Here is a 16,155-nt window from a genome sequence, read left to right as displayed (position 1 = left end):
TCATTGCTTCGACAGGGAGGGGGCATTCCGCAAGGAGTGTCCCCTTTCCTTTTTGGGGTCCCGCGGACTATTCGGCAAATGCTGGCAGACGAGCGCTGCCTTGCCGGTTAGGGTAGAGCCATGGCGACAATCGATCTGGTCTATAATCCGGTTGCCGGCAGCTTCAGCGAAGAACGGCTCGTTGCGCTGATAGGCGCTCTCGGAAACCACGGGTTCGACGTAATCCCGCTGCCAACGACGCCCGAAGGTGCAGTCCTCTCGGGCGAGGCCGACCTGATCTGCGTGTTCGGCGGTGATGGAACCTTGCGCGACACGGTTCAGGCTCTGGGGCCGCAGGCTGGCGCGGTGCCAGTCTGCATTGCCCGCTCGGGAACGGTCAACTTGGTGGCTCGGGAATTGGGATATCCAGTGCAGCCGGATCAATTCGCTTCGCGGTTGGCCACGGCATGGGCGCGTGGACCCGAAGGCTGGTTGCGCTCACCGCTCTACAAGCTGGGCGACATGCCGATTGTCTCGTGCCTCAGCATTGGACCAGACAGCACCGCCGTTGCAGAAGTCTCTGGCACATTAAAACGTCGGATCGGGCGGGCGGCCTATGCCGTCGCATTGCTGCGCCTGCTGCGAAACTGGCCGCGCAACACGATGCACATCACAGGTGTCATGGCGGACGGCCAGCCCTTCGCCTGCGAAGCCGAGGCGGTGATCGTATCGCATGCAGCGCTTTATGCAGGGCCTTTCCGGCTCAGTCCGCGCGCGGCGCTGGCTGTCGATTCAATCGAACTGGTAACGTTGCGCCGCTCGGGAAGATTGGGGATGCTGGCCTTCATCCTCGCCGCAATTTTGCGATTACCACTCGACCGCTTCGGGTTCGCCGAGATTCGCAGCGCACGGCGGGTAGCATTCGATCGTTGCATCACGCCGGTACAAGTTGACGGCGATCACATGCCCGATTGCGCTTACGCCATCGAGCCGAGCGGGATGATGCTGCAATACATCGTCTGAGCGCGCACCGGCAGCTTGATGTCAGGCCTTGGGCTTGCTCGGCGTCCCGCGCAGGCGGCTGCGATGCGCGCTCATGTCGAACACCTCGCCCGGTCCGCCATTTCCGCCATCTTCCTCGAGCAGGCCGAGCCGCCGTGCGACTTCCTGGTAGGCTTCGCTTTCGCCACCGAGATCGCGACGGAAGCGATCCTTGTCGAGTTTCTCGCCCGATTTCATGTCCCACAGGCGGCACCCGTCGGGACTGATCTCGTCGGCCAGGATCACGCGACTGTAATCGCCATCATAGATGCGTCCGAATTCGAGCTTGAAATCGACCAGGCGGATATCGATCGCCGCGAACATACCGGCCATGAAATCATTGATGCGGATCGCCATGCTGGCAATGTCCTGCATTTCCTCGGGGCTGGCCCAGTTGAAGCAGGCAATGTGTTCCTCGGCGATCAACGGATCACCCAACGCATCGTCCTTGTAATAATACTCGATCAGCGTGTGCGGCAACGGGTCGCCTTCGGTGAGGCCAAGCCGCTTACAAATCGAACCGGCTGCGACGTTGCGCACCACCACTTCGATGGGCACGATTTCGACCTGTCGAACCAGTTGCTCGCGCATGTTCAGGCGGCGGATGAAATGGGTCGGGATGCCGATGTGGCCCAGCCGCGTGAACACGTGTTCGCTGATGCGATTGTTGATCACGCCCTTGCCGCTGATGGTGCCTTTTTTCTCGGCATTGAAGGCGGTCGCATCATCCTTGAAATACTGGATGATGGTGCCGGGTTCAGGCCCTTCGTAAAGGATCTTGGCCTTGCCTTCGTAAATTTGGCGGCGACGCGACATGGCGGAATGTCCTTCAGGTGGAAATACTAACCCCGACTGCGCGAAGCCGAGAGCTTCGCCCTGCCGGGGCGAGACATGCGTCTTTATCGGGGAACGCTGGCGATAGCAATTGCCCCGCGCAGGCACCATGAGTAGCGAGAGGACCATGGGTCTCTATTTCTATCGTCATTCCGGATGCTTGGTGCAATCCGAACTCGAATTGCCCGAGTGGCACGGATTCGCGGCCCAGAGCAGCGCATCTGCCGAAGCTGACATAGTAATCTGTATCGACGGGGCGATCGAGCCAACGGATACACCGGATCATGAACCGGCGGTGGAGGGAGACAGTGTTCGCTTCACGGTTCCCGATGTTGGCACCTGGCGCATCAGCAATGGCTCGGAAATCGCCATCAACCCGATAGCGGACCGGGATTGCATCGAAGTGCGTCTTTTCACGCTTGGCAGCGCGTGGGGCGCGCTTGGCTACCAGCGCGGCTGGCCGATGCTGCACGGGAGTGCGGTTCTGGGACCCTCGGGGGCAGTGCTGTTCTGTGGCCCACAGGAAGCCGGCAAGTCGACCATGGCGGCTGCAATGTCGGAACGCGGTGCACCGCTCGTCGGCGACGACCTCAGCCGAGCAGAGCCGGGACGGGCCGACCGACCGGCGCGGCTTTACCCGTCGAGCACCCGCCACAAACTCTGGCGCGAAGCAATCGACCAATTGGGGGTCGGTCAACGCGAGCTCGTGCAGGATTATTTTCGGGCCGAGAAGTATCATCTCGAATCCGCCTCGCATGTTCCCACCGACCTGCCGGTGCCGCTGGTTGGTATCTATGCGCTGAGCTTTGGCAACCGGCTTGAGATCGAGCCTCTATCGGGTGCCGAGGCGGCCAAGACCGTCTTGAGTGAGACCGTCTATCGGCCGTACTTTCTTGAGGCGATGGGGTTGCTAACCGAGCAGGCTGTTCAGGCGGCCCGCATTGCTGCCAGCGTCCCGGTGTTTCGCCTGAAACGCCCCCGCGACTTGACGCAGGTCGACGCGGTGTGCGCGCGTTTGCGGGAACACATGCTCGAATTAGCGTAGGATGGGAGTGGTGCCTCGGGGCGGGATCGAACCACCGACACTACGATTTTCAGTCGTATGCTCTACCAACTGAGCTACCGAGGCATTCTCGTTCGTTGGTCGGGCCTGAAGCCGGATATGGCAGGCCGGACCGGCGAATGAGTGCGGGCCTATGGCGAAGCCTCATCCGCTTGGCAAGGGGGAATCAATCCTCGCGGGCAATCTCGTCCGGCGAGGCCGGTCGGCCCGGTACCGAATAGCCATCATTGAACCATCGTGCCAAATCCCGGTCCTTGCAGCGGGGCGAGCAAAAGGGCGCAAATTCGTCGGAGCGCGACTTTTTGCAGATCGGACAAAGGCGGGTTCTTGTCATCGCGGAACCGCCTGAGCGAATCCACTTTCGAGCGCAAGGGTCGAGTCTGTTTCAACGCGAATTTCGCGTCCTGTCCGCATCGCCAGGGTATCGAGCCATGCCGGGCGGATATTCGCCCGTGCTGCAGGGTGCAACGTCAGCTGGATCGCGCCAAGGGCGGTGATTCTCGATGCCTGGTGCAGAACCATGCGGGCCGCCATTTCCGCCCTTGCAGTCGCAAAACGGTGCAGCAAGGACGGACCTTCCAGCCGGGTAACGATCTGCACGAAGCCAAAGCCGTTCATGCTCGTCCGCTCGTGCGGCCAGTCGACAAGCGCATTGGCAAGTGTGTCGTCCACTAGCCGGCGATCAACTTTCGTCGCCAGCGTCGGAAAGTCGATCCCGATCGAGCCGCCAATATCAAAAAGGCGAATCCAGCGCGCGATATGCGGCACTGCCGCCAGCGCCAATTCACGTGGCGACAAGTCCCCGTCGATATCGATCAGCGTCATTGCCGGGGTTGGCGAAAAATGCAGCGTGCCCCCGGCGAAATCGACGGAATTGCTGGCCGCCGAGTGCAATATCTCGGACCACAGATCGTCGCGCGGATCGCGGATCGGGAACGCGGTGAAGATGTTCTCGCCAGGTTCTTTGCCTGAAGAGTTCACCGTGATGACGCGCCCCTGCGTGAGCTTGGTGCGCGCCGTTTCGGCTATGGCGGCCCGGGTGATCTCGATAATGATTTCCTGGCCTTCCGTCAGCTCGGTCGGAATCCGGTCGAGCAGGATTTCATTGCCTTGCATGTCGACAGCCACGCCGCGATTGGCGCCAGTCCTCTTGTGTGTGAGCCGGGCAGCCACCCTTTTTCCAGCGGCAAGTTCACCTTGTGGAATGAAGCGGGCGGCCAGTACCTCGTCGCGGTCGAGCAACAGGCCGCGCGTTTCAGTCACGGTGTGCTCGGCGAACCAGTCAGCCAATTTTCAGTCCAGCTGCTTTCAACAGGCTGCGCGCTTCGTACAAGGGCAGACCGACCACGCCGGTATAGCTGCCTTGCATCCAGTCGATCAGGCCGGCGGCCCGTCCCTGGATGGCGTATCCTGCCGCCTTGCCGATCCCTTCTCCGGATGCAGCGTAGTCGGCGATCTCGTCGGCTGAAAGACGTTTGAACCGTACCTGCGATGGCACCACGCGCGTGCGCAGGTTCCCGTCGCGGTCGATCACTGCCAGCGCCGCGAACACCTTGTGGCGGCGACCCGACAGGATTTCCAGGAAGCGCGCCACTCCGTCGGCGTCTTCTGCCTGGGGAAATATGCGGCGGCCGGCCGCGACCGTGGTGTCACCTGCCAGTACGACTTCATTTGCACCACGGGATACTGCCTGTGCCTTTTCCACCGCCATTCGCTCGGCATAGACGCGTGGCAATTCGCCCTTGCGCGGGGATTCGTCGATATCCGGCGCCTGGATACGGCCAGCAGCAACGCCAATCTGAGCCAGCAGATCGCGCCGGCGAGGACTGGAACTGGCCAGAACGAGATCGGGGACGGGTTGCGGCGTGGGTAAGGCGCTCGACACCGGGACTTACTGCGGGCCGGGGCCGCCACGACCTGGCATGAAGCGGTAGGTGATGCGCGCCTTGGTCAAATCGTACGGCGTGAGTTCGCACAGCACTTCGTCGCCAACGAGAACACGGATGCGGTTCTTGCGCATCTTGCCAGCGGTGTGGCCCAGCACTTCATGGCCGTTTTCGAGCTCGACCCGGAACATCGCGTTGGGCAGCAGCTCCACCACCTTGCCGCGCATTTCGAGCAGTTCTTCTTTCGCCATGTAAGTGTGTGGTCCGTTTATTGGTTTAGAGTGGCGCGCCCTTTAACCCTAGGCGCGGCAAAAGGGAACCCCATGACGCATGGCAGGCTATGTTGGCCAAACTGCGATAAAACCCGTTTGCGACAAACCGATACCTTCGCCCGTATTGCGAATGACGGCCTGGTTCGACAATAGCCAAGTGGGCGGAAGGGAAATTGAAGGATTTTCTAATCGTGCGTCGTTTTCCTACGCTTCCATTGTTGGCATTGGCACTGACCAGCCCCGCGTTCGCAGCTGCCGACGAGAGCCAGCCGCAGGATGACCCTGAAATTGGATCGTCTGGATTGTCGATTGATGGCGAGATCGTCGTTACAGCGGCTCGCCTGCCCGGCCAGCTTGATGTCCCGCAGACTCCGGTGCTGGAACTGGATGAGGCCGATATTGCGGCCTATGGCGCCGGCTCGATTTCTGACTTGGTGGCACAGCTCGAACCTGCCAGCGGCTCGGCCCGCGGACGCGGCGGCGGGGGCAGGCCGGTGTTCCTGATCAATGGCATCCGGGTTTCCAGCTTTCGGGAATTCTTCAATTATCCGCCCGAGGCGCTGCGCAAGGTCGAAGTCCTGCCCGAGGAGGTCGCCCAGCGGTTCGGCTTTCCGCCTGATCGGCGGGTCATCAACTTCATTCTCAAGGATGATTTCTCCAGCCGCGAGGTCGAACTTGAGTTCGAGCAGCCTTGGGACGGAGGGTATTTTCGTACCGAACAGGAATTCACCCTGCTCAAGCTGGCGAGCGGCGGTCGGATCAATTTCAATGTCGAGCGCAGCACCCGCAGTATTCTGACCGAGGACGAACGTGGCATTGTCCAGGCCGACGGAAGCCGGCCCGATGTAACCGGCGATCCTGACCCGGCGACCGGACGCAGCCTGGTGGCGGATCTCAACGGGCTCGAAGCGACCGCCAATTACGCGAAGGCATTCCAGGGAAGCGGCGCGTCGCTAAGCCTGTCGGCCAATGTCGAGCGGCAGGACACATTGAGCCTGTCGGGCTTCGATAGCGTGATCCTGACCGATCCGGCGGGCAAAGCAGCCCTGCGAACATTCGGCGCCCCGCTCGAAGTTCGCAACCGTACCGACAGTGCCAATGGCTCGCTGGGCTACACCCGCCCGCTTGGCGATTTCCAGCTGACGGTTACTGCCAATGCCGGATTAACGGACGCGGCGAGCGAGATCGACCAGCGAAGCGATACCAGTGCCTTGCGCGCGCAATCTCTGGCAGGTGCATTGGCGCTCGATGCTTCGCTGGGTAGCCTCGCCAGCCCCGGTTTCGATACTGCGCAATCGCGCATCTACACTGCCGCTACCAAGGCGACCGTGCGCGGTTCGCCGCTGCTGTTGCCAGCAGGCGAGTTGGGACTGACGTTCGATGCCGGATATGACTGGAGCCGGATTGAAAGCGAGGACAGTCGCACCACCAGTGATTCCAGGCTGACACGTGGCATTATCGAAGGCGGTGTGAACATCGCCGTCCCGCTTACGAGCCGGCGCGAAAATGCGCTCGGGGCGATCGGCGACTGGTCGCTTAATCTGCAAGCCGGTTTCAACGATCTTTCCGATTTCGGCACCCTGTACGACTGGAGCCTAGGCGCGGTCTGGGAGCCGATCGACGATCTCCAGTTCGGCGTGACCTATGTCTTCAACGAGGCTGCGCCGTCGCTCTCTTTTCTCGGCAATCCGGTGATCCAGAACCTCAATGTGCCGGTGTTCGATTTCCGCAACAACACCACTTCGCTGGTGACAACCATTTCTGGTGGCAATCCTGCATTGGTCGCCGAAGAGCAGCGCGACTGGAAGTTCAATGCCAATTGGAAATTGCCCGTCGAGGGCGATTTCAGGCTGAATGTGGATTACATCCGCAATCAGTCCTCCAACGTCTCGACTACCTTTCCCACTCTGACCGAGGCTATCGAGGACGCATTCCCCGACCGGGTCACCCGGAGCGCATCGGGCACGTTGCTGGCGATCGACAGGCGCCCGGTCACCTTTGCTGAAACGCGCGCCGAACGGGTCGCCATCGGCCTGACCATGCGTGGTCGTATCGGAGGCAATGACGAGGGTTCAGGCGGTCGGCGGAGGAACGCGCAAGAGACACCCCAGCCGCAGGCAACTGCCCCGGCAGGTGGGACGCAGACGGAGAGGGCGCGGGGCGAGGGCGACCCGGCCCGGTTCCAGCAGATGCGCGATCGGTTCTGCGCAACGCCAGAGGGCGAGATGCCCGACCTTTCGAATCTTTCCGAGCGGATGCGGGCCCGGTTGCAAGGACCCGACGGCCAGATCGATCCCGAGCGCGTGCAGCAGGCACGGGCGCGGATGTGCGGTGGAGACGACGCGCAGCAAGGTGATCGCTTCGCAACATTTCGTACTGCTCTTTGTGGCGATCCTCCGCAGCTGGAATTGCTTCCCGAGCGAATGCAGGCGCGGTTGCGCGGTGATGATGGCTCGGTGGATCCGGAGCGCTTGGCACAAATGCGTACGCGTGTCTGTGGGAGCGGACAGGGTGATCAAGCGCCGGGAGCCGAGCGAGCTGGCGGAGAAGGCGGCCAACAAGCGCAACGCGGCGGGGGTACTCCCAATCCTTTCAACCGAAGGGATCGCAGCGGTGCTCGCTATTTCCTCAATCTCACCCATTCAATCGAGCTGGAAAACACGGTGCTGGTCGCCCCAGGCGGTCCGCTGCTCGACCAACTCGATGGAGGATCGACTGCGGCCTTCGGCTTGCCGGCGTATAGCACGAGGCTCGAGGGAGGCCTGTTCTTCAATGGCTACGGCGTGAGGCTATCGGGCAGCTATTCGGGCTCCAGCACGGTGCGAGGTTCTGGCCTTCCGGGCAGTACCGATCTATTCATCGACGATCTGGCCACTTTCGACCTGCGCGTGTTCGCGGATATGGGAAGAATTCTCGATCGCGATGAAGGCTTCTGGAAAAACGTTCGCATCAGCTTGCGTGCGGACAATCTGTTCGACGGGCGCCGGATCGTGCGCGATGGCAATGGCAACACTCCGCTCAGCTATCAGCCGCTGCTGATTGACCCGACGGGCCGCTACGTCGGGATCGATCTTCGCAAGCTGTTCTGACGCCTCGCGCTGATCAGTGCGCCAATCGCGTGCGCGGGAAGGCGAGTGCGGCGAGTCCTTTCGGCTGGAACGGTGTCCACGCGCCTTCTGGCTGGGCCAGGCGGTCGGCCACTGCATAGGCGACCGAAGGATTGACGCCGAGGCCGCAATGGCTGGCAAGAACTTCAATGTTTTCGGTTTCCTCGTGGTGTTCGGCCTGAACCGACCCCCGCCAATGCACCACACCGTCGGTCTTGGTCAGGATCGAGGTCGTCGGCACCGGTGGTGCTTCATGCAGGCGGCGGAAATTGCCGCCCCGCAACGGCTCGGGTTCCTTGCCATTGAGATATTCGAAAAGCCGGGCGGCATTGGAGTGACCGCGGTCATCGCTGATCGGGCTGCCCAGGCTGACAACCAGGCGCACCTTTTCAGGCGCGATCTTGGCCAGTTCACGAGCAAACACTCCACCCAGGCTCCAGCCGACAATCGATATCTTGCCGCCCTTGCGATCGTGCAATTCTTCAACGCAGCCCATCATCGCCTTCACCCGCGCATTATCGACGCGAACATTGCGGCCGAGGTTCCAACCTTCGACATGATAGCCGAGGTCGGTCAGGAGCGAGCGCAATGGTCGCGTGGAACCGTCCGAAGCCATGAAGCCCGGCAGGACCAGCACGCCGTGTCCGTCGCCCTTGGGCAGAAAGCTCATCAGCGGACGCATGGCGTAGAACGCAGCCAGTTCGCCGAGCGCACGTCCCGGTTCTGCCAACGTCAGAAGTCGGCTCGGCGGACGAGCCGCGGTCGTATCGACAGTAGCGGTAGCATTCATGTCTGAGTCCTTGTGCTAATCCGAGGCTCTAAGCCGTTGTTTTCTTGCGCACCGGCTTCTTGCGACTCTTGCTAGATTCGGTCTTGGTGCGCGCCTTGGCGCTCGTCTTCTTGGTGCCTGAACGCTTGGTCGTGCCCTTTGTGCCCGCCGACTTGCCCGATTTCGCCTTCGGCGTGGCGGACGCAGCGGCTGCGTCGCGCAATTCTGCGAAACTTGCCTCAATGCATTCCACGTAAAAATCGGGGTCGGGCAGAAGATCGCGGCAGGCGGTGAAGCAGATTGTTGCCTCGTCGACATAGCTCTGGACTGTGTGGGCCAGCCCCATCCCGTCTGTCAGGCAGATCAGCCCCATCATGCTCTCCAGCCGCGCGCCGCAGGAATAGATCGGCACCGGCGGGCCGGGCACATTGGTGACCACGGTCGTGAACATTGGTCCCACCCCGCGATTGGCGAGGCCAAGGCGGGTATAGAGTTGCGCGCCCAATGACATGTAGAGCGCAGGCGAGACCTTGCTTACTTCGGTCATGTTCCGCGCGCCCATGGCGTCGGTCATCGCCTTTGAATTGGTTGTCTTGGAATGAACGTAGGCGAGTCGTTCGGCCGGATCCTCGAGATGGGTACCGAGCGGAGCAATCATAGCTGCGACCTGGTTTCCCATGTCGCCTTTCTCGTCACCCGATCGCACCGAAATGGGGGCCATCGCGGTGAGCGTCGCTGCGGGCAAATCATCCTTCGCCGTAAGATATTTGCGCATCGCCCCGCCAATGATGGCGAGGAAAACGTCGTTTACCTTTGCCCCAGGCTCGAGCTTGCGGATCGATTTGATGTCGGCCAGCGGGAAACTGCGGCCTTCGACGACGCGATGAGCGGAGATCTTGCGATTAAAGCGCGTGCGCGGGGCGACCATGTCGCGGGACAGCTTGAATTGCTTGGTGACCAGGCCTTTGACGGCATTTGCCAGGCCGGGGGCCGCCTTGGCGGCAACCTCCAGCTGCTTGGCCGGGTTGGTCAGCGCGCCGACATAGGCCTTGCCCAGCAATTCAACCGGACCGGGAATACCCTCTGGCTTCCAATTGTCAGGTCCTTCGGGCGGGGGCTCGTCGGGTTTGAGAGTATGCATCGCCTCCATCAGGTCGATCCCGCTCATCCCGTCGATTGCGGCATGATGAACCTTGGTGACCATGGCAAAACTGCCCGGCGCAATCCCTTCAATATTGTCGAGACCCTCGACCACGGTAAATTCCCACGGCGGTTTGTTGAGATCGAGCGGGCGGGCAAAGATGCGCGCGGCCTGGATGCACAACTGCCGCCAATCGCCCGGTTTGGGCAGGGCGATGTGCCGGACGTGATACTCGAGGTCGAATTCGGGGTCTTCGATCCAGTACGGGTAATCCAGATCAAACGGCACCCGCACCATCCGCTGGCGAATGGTCTTCGACAGTTTCATCCGGCTTTCAAAGAAAGTGAGAATATCCTTGAACCGGACAAAACCGTCTGGCGCCGTTTCCGGATTATAGATCAGGATCGAACCGATATGCATCGGCGAGGTCGGGCTTTCGAGCGCGACGAACGACGCGTCCATTCCCTGCAATTGCCGCAAGGCATCCTCCTGTTTTCGCCGCGCGAGCATTCGCGCGGTCTCGCCTGCTTTTGCAGGTCTGTAACACAGAGCTAACACAGTGTCGGGGCAGGTCAATGTTCCACTTGCGTTAGCGGCGACCGCTACAGAAGGCCTTTCGCAGCTCGTGCCGAGGCCCTAAGTCGGCTGCACGATGGCTCGCACACCTGCCGGAACCCCGCATGACCCGAGAGGGGCCGAACGCTTCAACGAGGAGCGCGCGGCATATACGGTGTCATCGGCAAAGCCTGACCTTGAGGCAGGACTCACGGCGATCCGCGAGGTGGTGAACACGCTAAAGCCAGTTCCCGGCGTTTATCGGATGCTCGATGCACGGGGCGAGGCGCTCTATGTCGGTAAGGCGCGGAGCCTGAAGGCGCGGGTGGCAAATTACACCCAGATCAAGGCGCTCACCAACCGGTTGCAGCGGATGGTCAGCCAGACCCGCAGCATGGAGATCGTCACTACCAACTCCGAGGCCGAGGCGCTCCTGCTCGAAGCCCAATTGATCAAGCGATATCGTCCGCCTTTCAATGTGTTGTTGCGCGATGATAAGAGTTTTCCATTCATCCTGCTTCGTGCTGACCACGCCTTTCCACGGATCCAGAAACATCGCGGCGCGCGCCGTGCCAAGGGCAATTACTTCGGCCCCTTCGCCAGCGCCGGCAGTGTCAACACCACGATCAACGCATTGCAGAAGCTGTTCCTGCTAAGATCCTGCAACGACACGTTTTTCAAGAATCGCGATCGCCCCTGTCTATTGTACCAGATCAAGCGGTGCAGCGCCCCTTGCGTGGGCCGTATCAGCTCCGACGAGTACGCATCGCTGGTGCGCGAGGCCAAGGATTTCCTTGGCGGCAAGTCGAGCCAGGTGCAGCACGATCTGGAAAAGCAGATGGCGCAGGCGGCCAAGGATCTCGACTTCGAAACCGCGGCGATCCTGCGCGACCGACTGCGCGCTGCGACCTTCATCCAGGGGAGTCAGGCGATCAATGCCAGCGGTGTCGGCGATGCCGATGTCTTCGCACTCGCCAATCGCAACGGCCAGATCGGTATCCAGAGCTTTTTTATCCGTGGGGGGCAGAATTGGGGCCACCGCGCTATCTTTCCCAGCCACACGCGCGAGATCGAGGATGCGCAGGTGCTAGCCGATATCATTCTGCAATTTTACGAGGAAGTCCCGCCGCCACCAACCGTGCTTGTAGACCGCGAATTGCCCGAGACCGAGTTGATCGAGGCCGCATTGAGCGAACTGGCTGGGCGCAAGGTCCAGCTTTCGGTTCCCCAGCGCGGTGACCGGCGCAAGCTCATGCAGCAGGCGGCTCGCAATGCGGTGGACGCGCTCGAGAGGCGGCTGGCGGAGCGGGGGACGCAGGCGAAGCTCAACCGCGAGATGGCGGAATTTCTCGAGCTGGATGGCCCGCCCGAACGGATCGAGGTCTATGACAACAGCCATATCCAGGGCGACAAGGCTGTCGGCGCGATGGTGGTGGCGGGGCCTGAAGGCTTCATCAAGAACCAGTACCGCAAGTTCAATATCCGCGAAGCGCAGTCGAATGACGATTTCGGCATGATGCGCGAAGTGATGCGGCGGCGTTTTCGCAAGCTGGCGGAAGGTGACGGTCAAGACGGGGATCCCGCTGGCAAGGCCAACACCCATGAAACGATCTGGCCCGACCTAGTCCTGATCGATGGCGGCAAGGGCCAGATGAGTTCGGTCCGCGATACGCTGTCGGAAATGGGCATCGATCGCGTCCCGCTTGTCGCCATTGCCAAGGGACCGGAACACGGCCGCGAAGGCCGCGAAGTTTTTCACTTCCCTGACGGCCGTGAGAAGACGTTACCGACCAATTCGCCGCTGCTGTTTCATCTCCAGCGCCTGCGGGACGAGGTCCATCGCTACGTCATCGGCGCCCATCGCGCCAAGCGCAGCCGCGCTATCACTGCCTCGCCGCTGGACGAGATCCCCGGTATCGGCCCGGCCCGCAAACGCGCCCTGCTTCTGCATTTTGGCACAGCCGGGAAAGTGCGTGCCGCCGCGCTGGAAGACCTCCAACGCGCTCCGGGCGTAAGCGATGCGGTGGCGCGCAAGGTCTATGATTTCTACCACGCGGGCGGGTGATGAAAGTGACGGAGACGGGGTGGGGAGAATTTCTATTTTGACCTGTATCAATGCGATGCTGTTGTTTGCAGTGCAACCTGCATTAGTCGGAGAAGCATTTCCGCGTCCTTCGTAGTCTATGGAGTAGGGCCCATGAAATCGATTATTGTTCACGCTTTCGACGATGAAGGCTTCGAAAACCGCTTGCAGGTCGCGCTTGATCTCGCGCGAACTTTTGAAGCGCATGTCGGAATAGTCTACGCCATCCCGGTGGAGGCCAGTGTGCCCGGCGACTTCTACGGAGCGGCATTTGCGGCGATGGTTCCAGTCTGGCGCAAGGCTGCCGACAAGCTGCGGGAACGCACGATCAAGGATCTCGGCAATGAGGACATTGCGTGGGACTGGCTCGAAGTCGGCGGCTCTTCGTCGTCGGTGCTGTTGCACCATTCCGCCCTGTGCGACCTGATCATTGTCGGAGCGCGCGAACCGCAGATGGACGGGCGCAGGCCGTCGGCCACCGTGGGCGATCTCGCGTTGCATGCGCGCTGTCCGGTGCTGGTGGTGCCTGACGATCAGGACCGATTTGATGCATCGGCACCGATCCTGATCGGCTGGGATGGCTCGGCCGAGGCGTCTCATGCCTTGCGCGCCGCAATGCCACTTCTGAAGCGGGCAAGCCATGTCTTTCTCGCTTATGTCGACGAGGGCAGCAAAGCTCGGGCCAAGCTCGACCTGCCTCCGACGCAGGGGGCTGCCTATCTTTCACGCCACGGTGTCGATTGCGAAATCGTCGAGTTGCCGCCGGGTGACCGCAAGGTGTCGCATGTGCTGCGCGATGCGGCGCAACAGAGAAAGTGTGGTCTCGTCGTCATGGGTGCCTATGGCCATTGGCGGCTGGCCGAGAGGGTTTTCGGCGGAGCTACGCGCGACATGCTTTCGGATGTCACGTTGCCGGTATTCATGACCCACTAGCTGTCAGGCATGAGGCGCGCGGTCCGGTCTGCCGCGATCCGCCCGTTCTCGACCCAGGTCGCGTGCGTGCCGCTGCAAATCTTGTGTGGCAGGGCGAGGCGGCAAATAGGACCGCGTTGGATGTCAGCGGCATCGAGGATAGCGCATTCGCTTATGCCGCTGTTCTCGTTGATCAGGAAGGTGACGAGATAGCCCGATGCTTCGTCGCTGACACCGCGTTTCGGCACCATCGGGCTTTCGCTGGCATAAGTGCCCTTTGGCAACTCGAAGACTTGCTCTTCGCCCGTGTGCGTGTCGTGATGGACGAAGCCGTTGAACAGGAACCAGCCGGGCTTTGTGGTGGTCGACCAGACGTGACGGTTTTGCTGCATGGCAAAGTCGGGATTGATGGTGCCAAACTCGACGATGCGATCGAATAGCCTTTCCTCGCGCGTTTCCCCCGTGGTCAGGTTGAAGCGCCAGCGGTGCAGGCGGCTCTGGAAGCTGTGTTCGTCGACATAAGCCATCATGTGCGCATATTGCCCAGCCTCGGCGATCGGCTCAGGCATGGGGTTGGACTGGTGGTAGCCTTCAAGCACCACTTCGTCGCCGTCCTCGCCGCTCACTTCGTAAGCATTGGTCCAGTGGAGGACAAAGGTTGGCTCGGCCTCGAACCAGCAGATGTCCTCAGGTTGCCCGTGCCGTGGGATTAGCGCGAACCGCGTAGGCACGCCTTCGTGCATCCGCGCTGCGTGGATGGCCCGCTTGAGCAGGTCTTCATCCCAGAACAGCGGCATATCGTTGAGAATCGACCAGTTCTTCGTGATCGCCATATCGTGCGGCAGGCGCGGGCCGGGCAGTGGGATCGGCACATAATGCGCCAGCCGTCCGCTGCGGTCGACCACGCCGTAATGCATGAACGGGGCGTGCTTCGAATAATTGAAGAACATCATTTCGCCGGTTTCTTCGTCGACCTTGGGGTGGGCGCTAACGCCGTCGAGCGGAGCCCACGGCGCCTTGCCGAGCGTTTCCAGCGTTTCCGGGTCGACCATCCACGCCTCGCCGCATTGGTAGAAGGTGGCGTAGGCGATTCCGGCATGAACGATGATATCGGTGCTGCCAGTATCCTTGAGGCCGCCATGCGCGCCAAAGCCGGGGCGGGTCGAGAGGCTGGGTGGATCCATCAGCCCACCCCACAGAGAGCGACAGGCAATTTGCTCCTGTTCGAAACAATGGGTCCGCACGAAGCGGTTGCGATAGCTTGCCTTGCCGCCTGAAATGCGGACCTGATGGATCATGGCATCGCCATCAAAGGGATGATGTCGGCCAAGCGGCTGGTGGACCTGGTTCTCGGTGTTGCGAAGGTAGATGCCGTCGAGATCGGCAGGTATTTCTCCCTCGATCACTTCCAGCGCGTCAACCTCGACCTCCTCGTGCAATGGGGTCCAAGCGCCCGATAAATAGGGATGGTTAGATGGCTCGAGCGAATAATTGAGCGGTGGTTCACGAGTAACCTGCATTGAAGACGTCCTCTCGCCGGAAAGGGTAGCGCAGCCCTGCGCTCAGGCAAGCTTCACTTGCTCTTGCGCCGCCTCATCATGCCTTCCTGGGCAACACTCGCGACCAGCTGTCCTTCGCGGTTGAAGATCCGGCCCAAATTCATGCCGCGGCCAGAGCCGGACCATGGCGCCTGCGTGGCATAAAGCAGCCACTCGTCGGCCCGCGCCGGACGGTGGAACCAGATCGCATGATCGAGGCTGGCCCCGACCAGCTCTCCGCGCATCCAACTGAGGCCATGCGGCAGCGCGCTGGTGCCCAGCAGCGTGTAATCGCTAGCGTAGGAAATGATTGCGCGATGCAGTTGCAGATCGTCAGGGAGGGGGGCGACAGTGCGGAACCAGCTGTGTGCACTCGGCTCGCTGGGTTCGCGGTTCATCCAGTGCAGCCGGTCGCAGGTGCGCATGTCGATCGGGCGCGGACGCAGCATCATCGCGCGTTGCGGATCGCCCAGCCGGTCACCCAGCTTGTCGGCAATTTCGCGGCGCACCTCCATGTCGGTGCGCAGATCTTCAGGTGCAGGCACGTCGGGCATGGGCGCATCATCGTGCTCCATGCCATCCTCGGGCGCCTGGAAACTGGCGGTGAGATTGAGGATCGGCGTGCTGGAGCCGTCTTCGTTTTCCTGCGATGCCACAACGCGGCGATTGGCGAAGCTGCGACCGTCAAAATCGCGTTCGATACGATATTCGATCGGCGGGCCTTCCTTGCCGCCGCGCAGGAAATAGGCATGCAGCGAATGTGCTTGTTTGCCGTCTGCGACCGAGGCCTGCGCAGCCTGCAGAGCCTGCGCGATCACCTGTCCGCCAAAAACCCGGCCAGTGCCGCCCTTCTGGGGCTGGCCCTGGTACACATCGGTGGCACGTTTTTCGACTGTCAGGAGTTTGACCAGGCCGGCGACAAGTTTTTCGGGGGAGAGTGCTTCGCTCATCCTGTGCCTCCTGCGACGGAGGCGC

Annotated in this window: 14 protein-coding genes and 1 tRNA gene; 5 read left to right on the top strand and 10 right to left on the bottom strand. The window is 61.4% G+C overall.

Features of this window, described 5'->3' with window-relative positions; all coding sequences use genetic code 11:
• Nucleotides 1-120: 120 nt before the first annotated feature.
• Entirely contained in the window at nt 121-1,002 is an 882-nt protein-coding gene (locus ACXYL9_RS11305) for a diacylglycerol/lipid kinase family protein (protein WP_459039594.1), read from the top strand.
• Between the two features lie 21 nt (nt 1,003-1,023).
• On the opposite strand, the gene purC is transcribed toward ACXYL9_RS11305, so the two are convergent.
• Nucleotides 1,024-1,836: a phosphoribosylaminoimidazolesuccinocarboxamide synthase gene (purC, locus tag ACXYL9_RS11300; protein WP_459039593.1), complete on the bottom strand. Its 813-nt coding sequence runs from the start codon at nt 1,834-1,836 to the stop codon at nt 1,024-1,026.
• A gap of 127 nt (nt 1,837-1,963) precedes the next feature.
• Between purC and ACXYL9_RS11295 the strand changes: the two genes are divergently transcribed.
• Entirely contained in the window at nt 1,964-2,899 is a 936-nt protein-coding gene (locus ACXYL9_RS11295) for a hypothetical protein (RefSeq protein WP_459039592.1), read from the top strand.
• A gap of 8 nt (nt 2,900-2,907) precedes the next feature.
• On the opposite strand, the gene ACXYL9_RS11290 is transcribed toward ACXYL9_RS11295, so the two are convergent.
• The 5 genes from ACXYL9_RS11290 to infA form a co-directional block, all read right to left on the bottom strand.
• A tRNA-Phe gene (locus ACXYL9_RS11290) sits at nt 2,908-2,983 on the bottom strand.
• A 100-nt stretch (nt 2,984-3,083) separates the two neighbouring features.
• A complete protein-coding gene (locus ACXYL9_RS11285) occupies nt 3,084-3,251 on the bottom strand; it encodes a DNA gyrase inhibitor YacG (protein ID WP_459039591.1) in 168 nt (55 codons plus the stop codon).
• On the bottom strand, nt 3,248-4,207 hold the full coding sequence (locus ACXYL9_RS11280) for a ribonuclease E/G (RefSeq protein ID WP_459039590.1): 960 nt from the start codon (nt 4,205-4,207) through the stop codon (nt 3,248-3,250). The genes ACXYL9_RS11285 and ACXYL9_RS11280 overlap by 4 nt, the downstream gene beginning before the upstream one ends.
• Nucleotides 4,200-4,802: a Maf family protein gene (locus ACXYL9_RS11275; RefSeq protein WP_459039589.1), complete on the bottom strand. Its 603-nt coding sequence runs from the start codon at nt 4,800-4,802 to the stop codon at nt 4,200-4,202. The genes ACXYL9_RS11280 and ACXYL9_RS11275 overlap by 8 nt, the downstream gene beginning before the upstream one ends.
• A 6-nt stretch (nt 4,803-4,808) precedes the next feature.
• Nucleotides 4,809-5,054, bottom strand: a complete 246-nt coding sequence (gene infA / locus ACXYL9_RS11270) for a translation initiation factor IF-1 (protein ID WP_047806247.1) — start codon at nt 5,052-5,054, stop codon at nt 4,809-4,811.
• 212 nt (nt 5,055-5,266) lie between these two features.
• Between infA and ACXYL9_RS11265 the strand changes: the two genes are divergently transcribed.
• The gene (locus ACXYL9_RS11265) at nt 5,267-8,164 is read left to right on the top strand and encodes a TonB-dependent receptor (RefSeq protein ID WP_459039588.1); all 2,898 of its coding nucleotides are present in this window, start codon (nt 5,267-5,269) and stop codon (nt 8,162-8,164) included.
• A 13-nt stretch (nt 8,165-8,177) separates the two neighbouring features.
• Here the strand turns inward: ACXYL9_RS11265 and ACXYL9_RS11260 are convergent, their stop codons facing one another.
• Both ACXYL9_RS11260 and ACXYL9_RS11255 read right to left on the bottom strand, forming a co-directional pair.
• On the bottom strand, nt 8,178-8,972 hold the full coding sequence (locus ACXYL9_RS11260; protein ID WP_459039587.1) for an esterase/lipase family protein: 795 nt from the start codon (nt 8,970-8,972) through the stop codon (nt 8,178-8,180).
• Between the two features lie 28 nt (nt 8,973-9,000).
• Nucleotides 9,001-10,602 (bottom strand): WS/DGAT/MGAT family O-acyltransferase, encoded by a 1,602-nt coding sequence (locus ACXYL9_RS11255; RefSeq protein WP_459039586.1) that lies wholly within the window; start codon nt 10,600-10,602, stop codon nt 9,001-9,003.
• Nucleotides 10,603-10,744: 142 nt separating this feature from the next.
• Here ACXYL9_RS11255 and uvrC point away from each other — a divergent pair, with 142 nt between their 5' ends.
• Both uvrC and ACXYL9_RS11245 read left to right on the top strand, forming a co-directional pair.
• Nucleotides 10,745-12,712 (top strand): excinuclease ABC subunit UvrC, encoded by a 1,968-nt coding sequence (gene uvrC / locus ACXYL9_RS11250; protein WP_459039585.1) that lies wholly within the window; start codon nt 10,745-10,747, stop codon nt 12,710-12,712.
• A 132-nt stretch (nt 12,713-12,844) separates the two neighbouring features.
• Complete coding sequence (locus tag ACXYL9_RS11245) at nt 12,845-13,663, top strand: universal stress protein (RefSeq protein WP_459039584.1); 819 nt, start codon at nt 12,845-12,847, stop codon at nt 13,661-13,663.
• Here the strand turns inward: ACXYL9_RS11245 and ACXYL9_RS11240 are convergent.
• Nucleotides 13,660-15,162, bottom strand: coding sequence for a carotenoid oxygenase family protein (locus tag ACXYL9_RS11240; protein WP_459039583.1), 1,503 nt, complete (start codon nt 15,160-15,162; stop codon nt 13,660-13,662). The two genes, ACXYL9_RS11245 and ACXYL9_RS11240, sit on opposite strands and share 4 nt — an antisense overlap.
• Nucleotides 15,163-15,215: 53 nt before the next feature.
• Nucleotides 15,216-16,130, bottom strand: coding sequence for an acyl-CoA thioesterase (locus tag ACXYL9_RS11235; RefSeq protein ID WP_459039582.1), 915 nt, complete (start codon nt 16,128-16,130; stop codon nt 15,216-15,218).
• Nucleotides 16,131-16,155 lie beyond the last annotated feature (25 nt).

Source organism: Qipengyuania sp. CAU 1752 (genome assembly GCF_054482615.1).
Note: the sequence above shows the minus strand (reverse complement) of the source record. Positions and strands in the feature narration are given on the sequence as shown.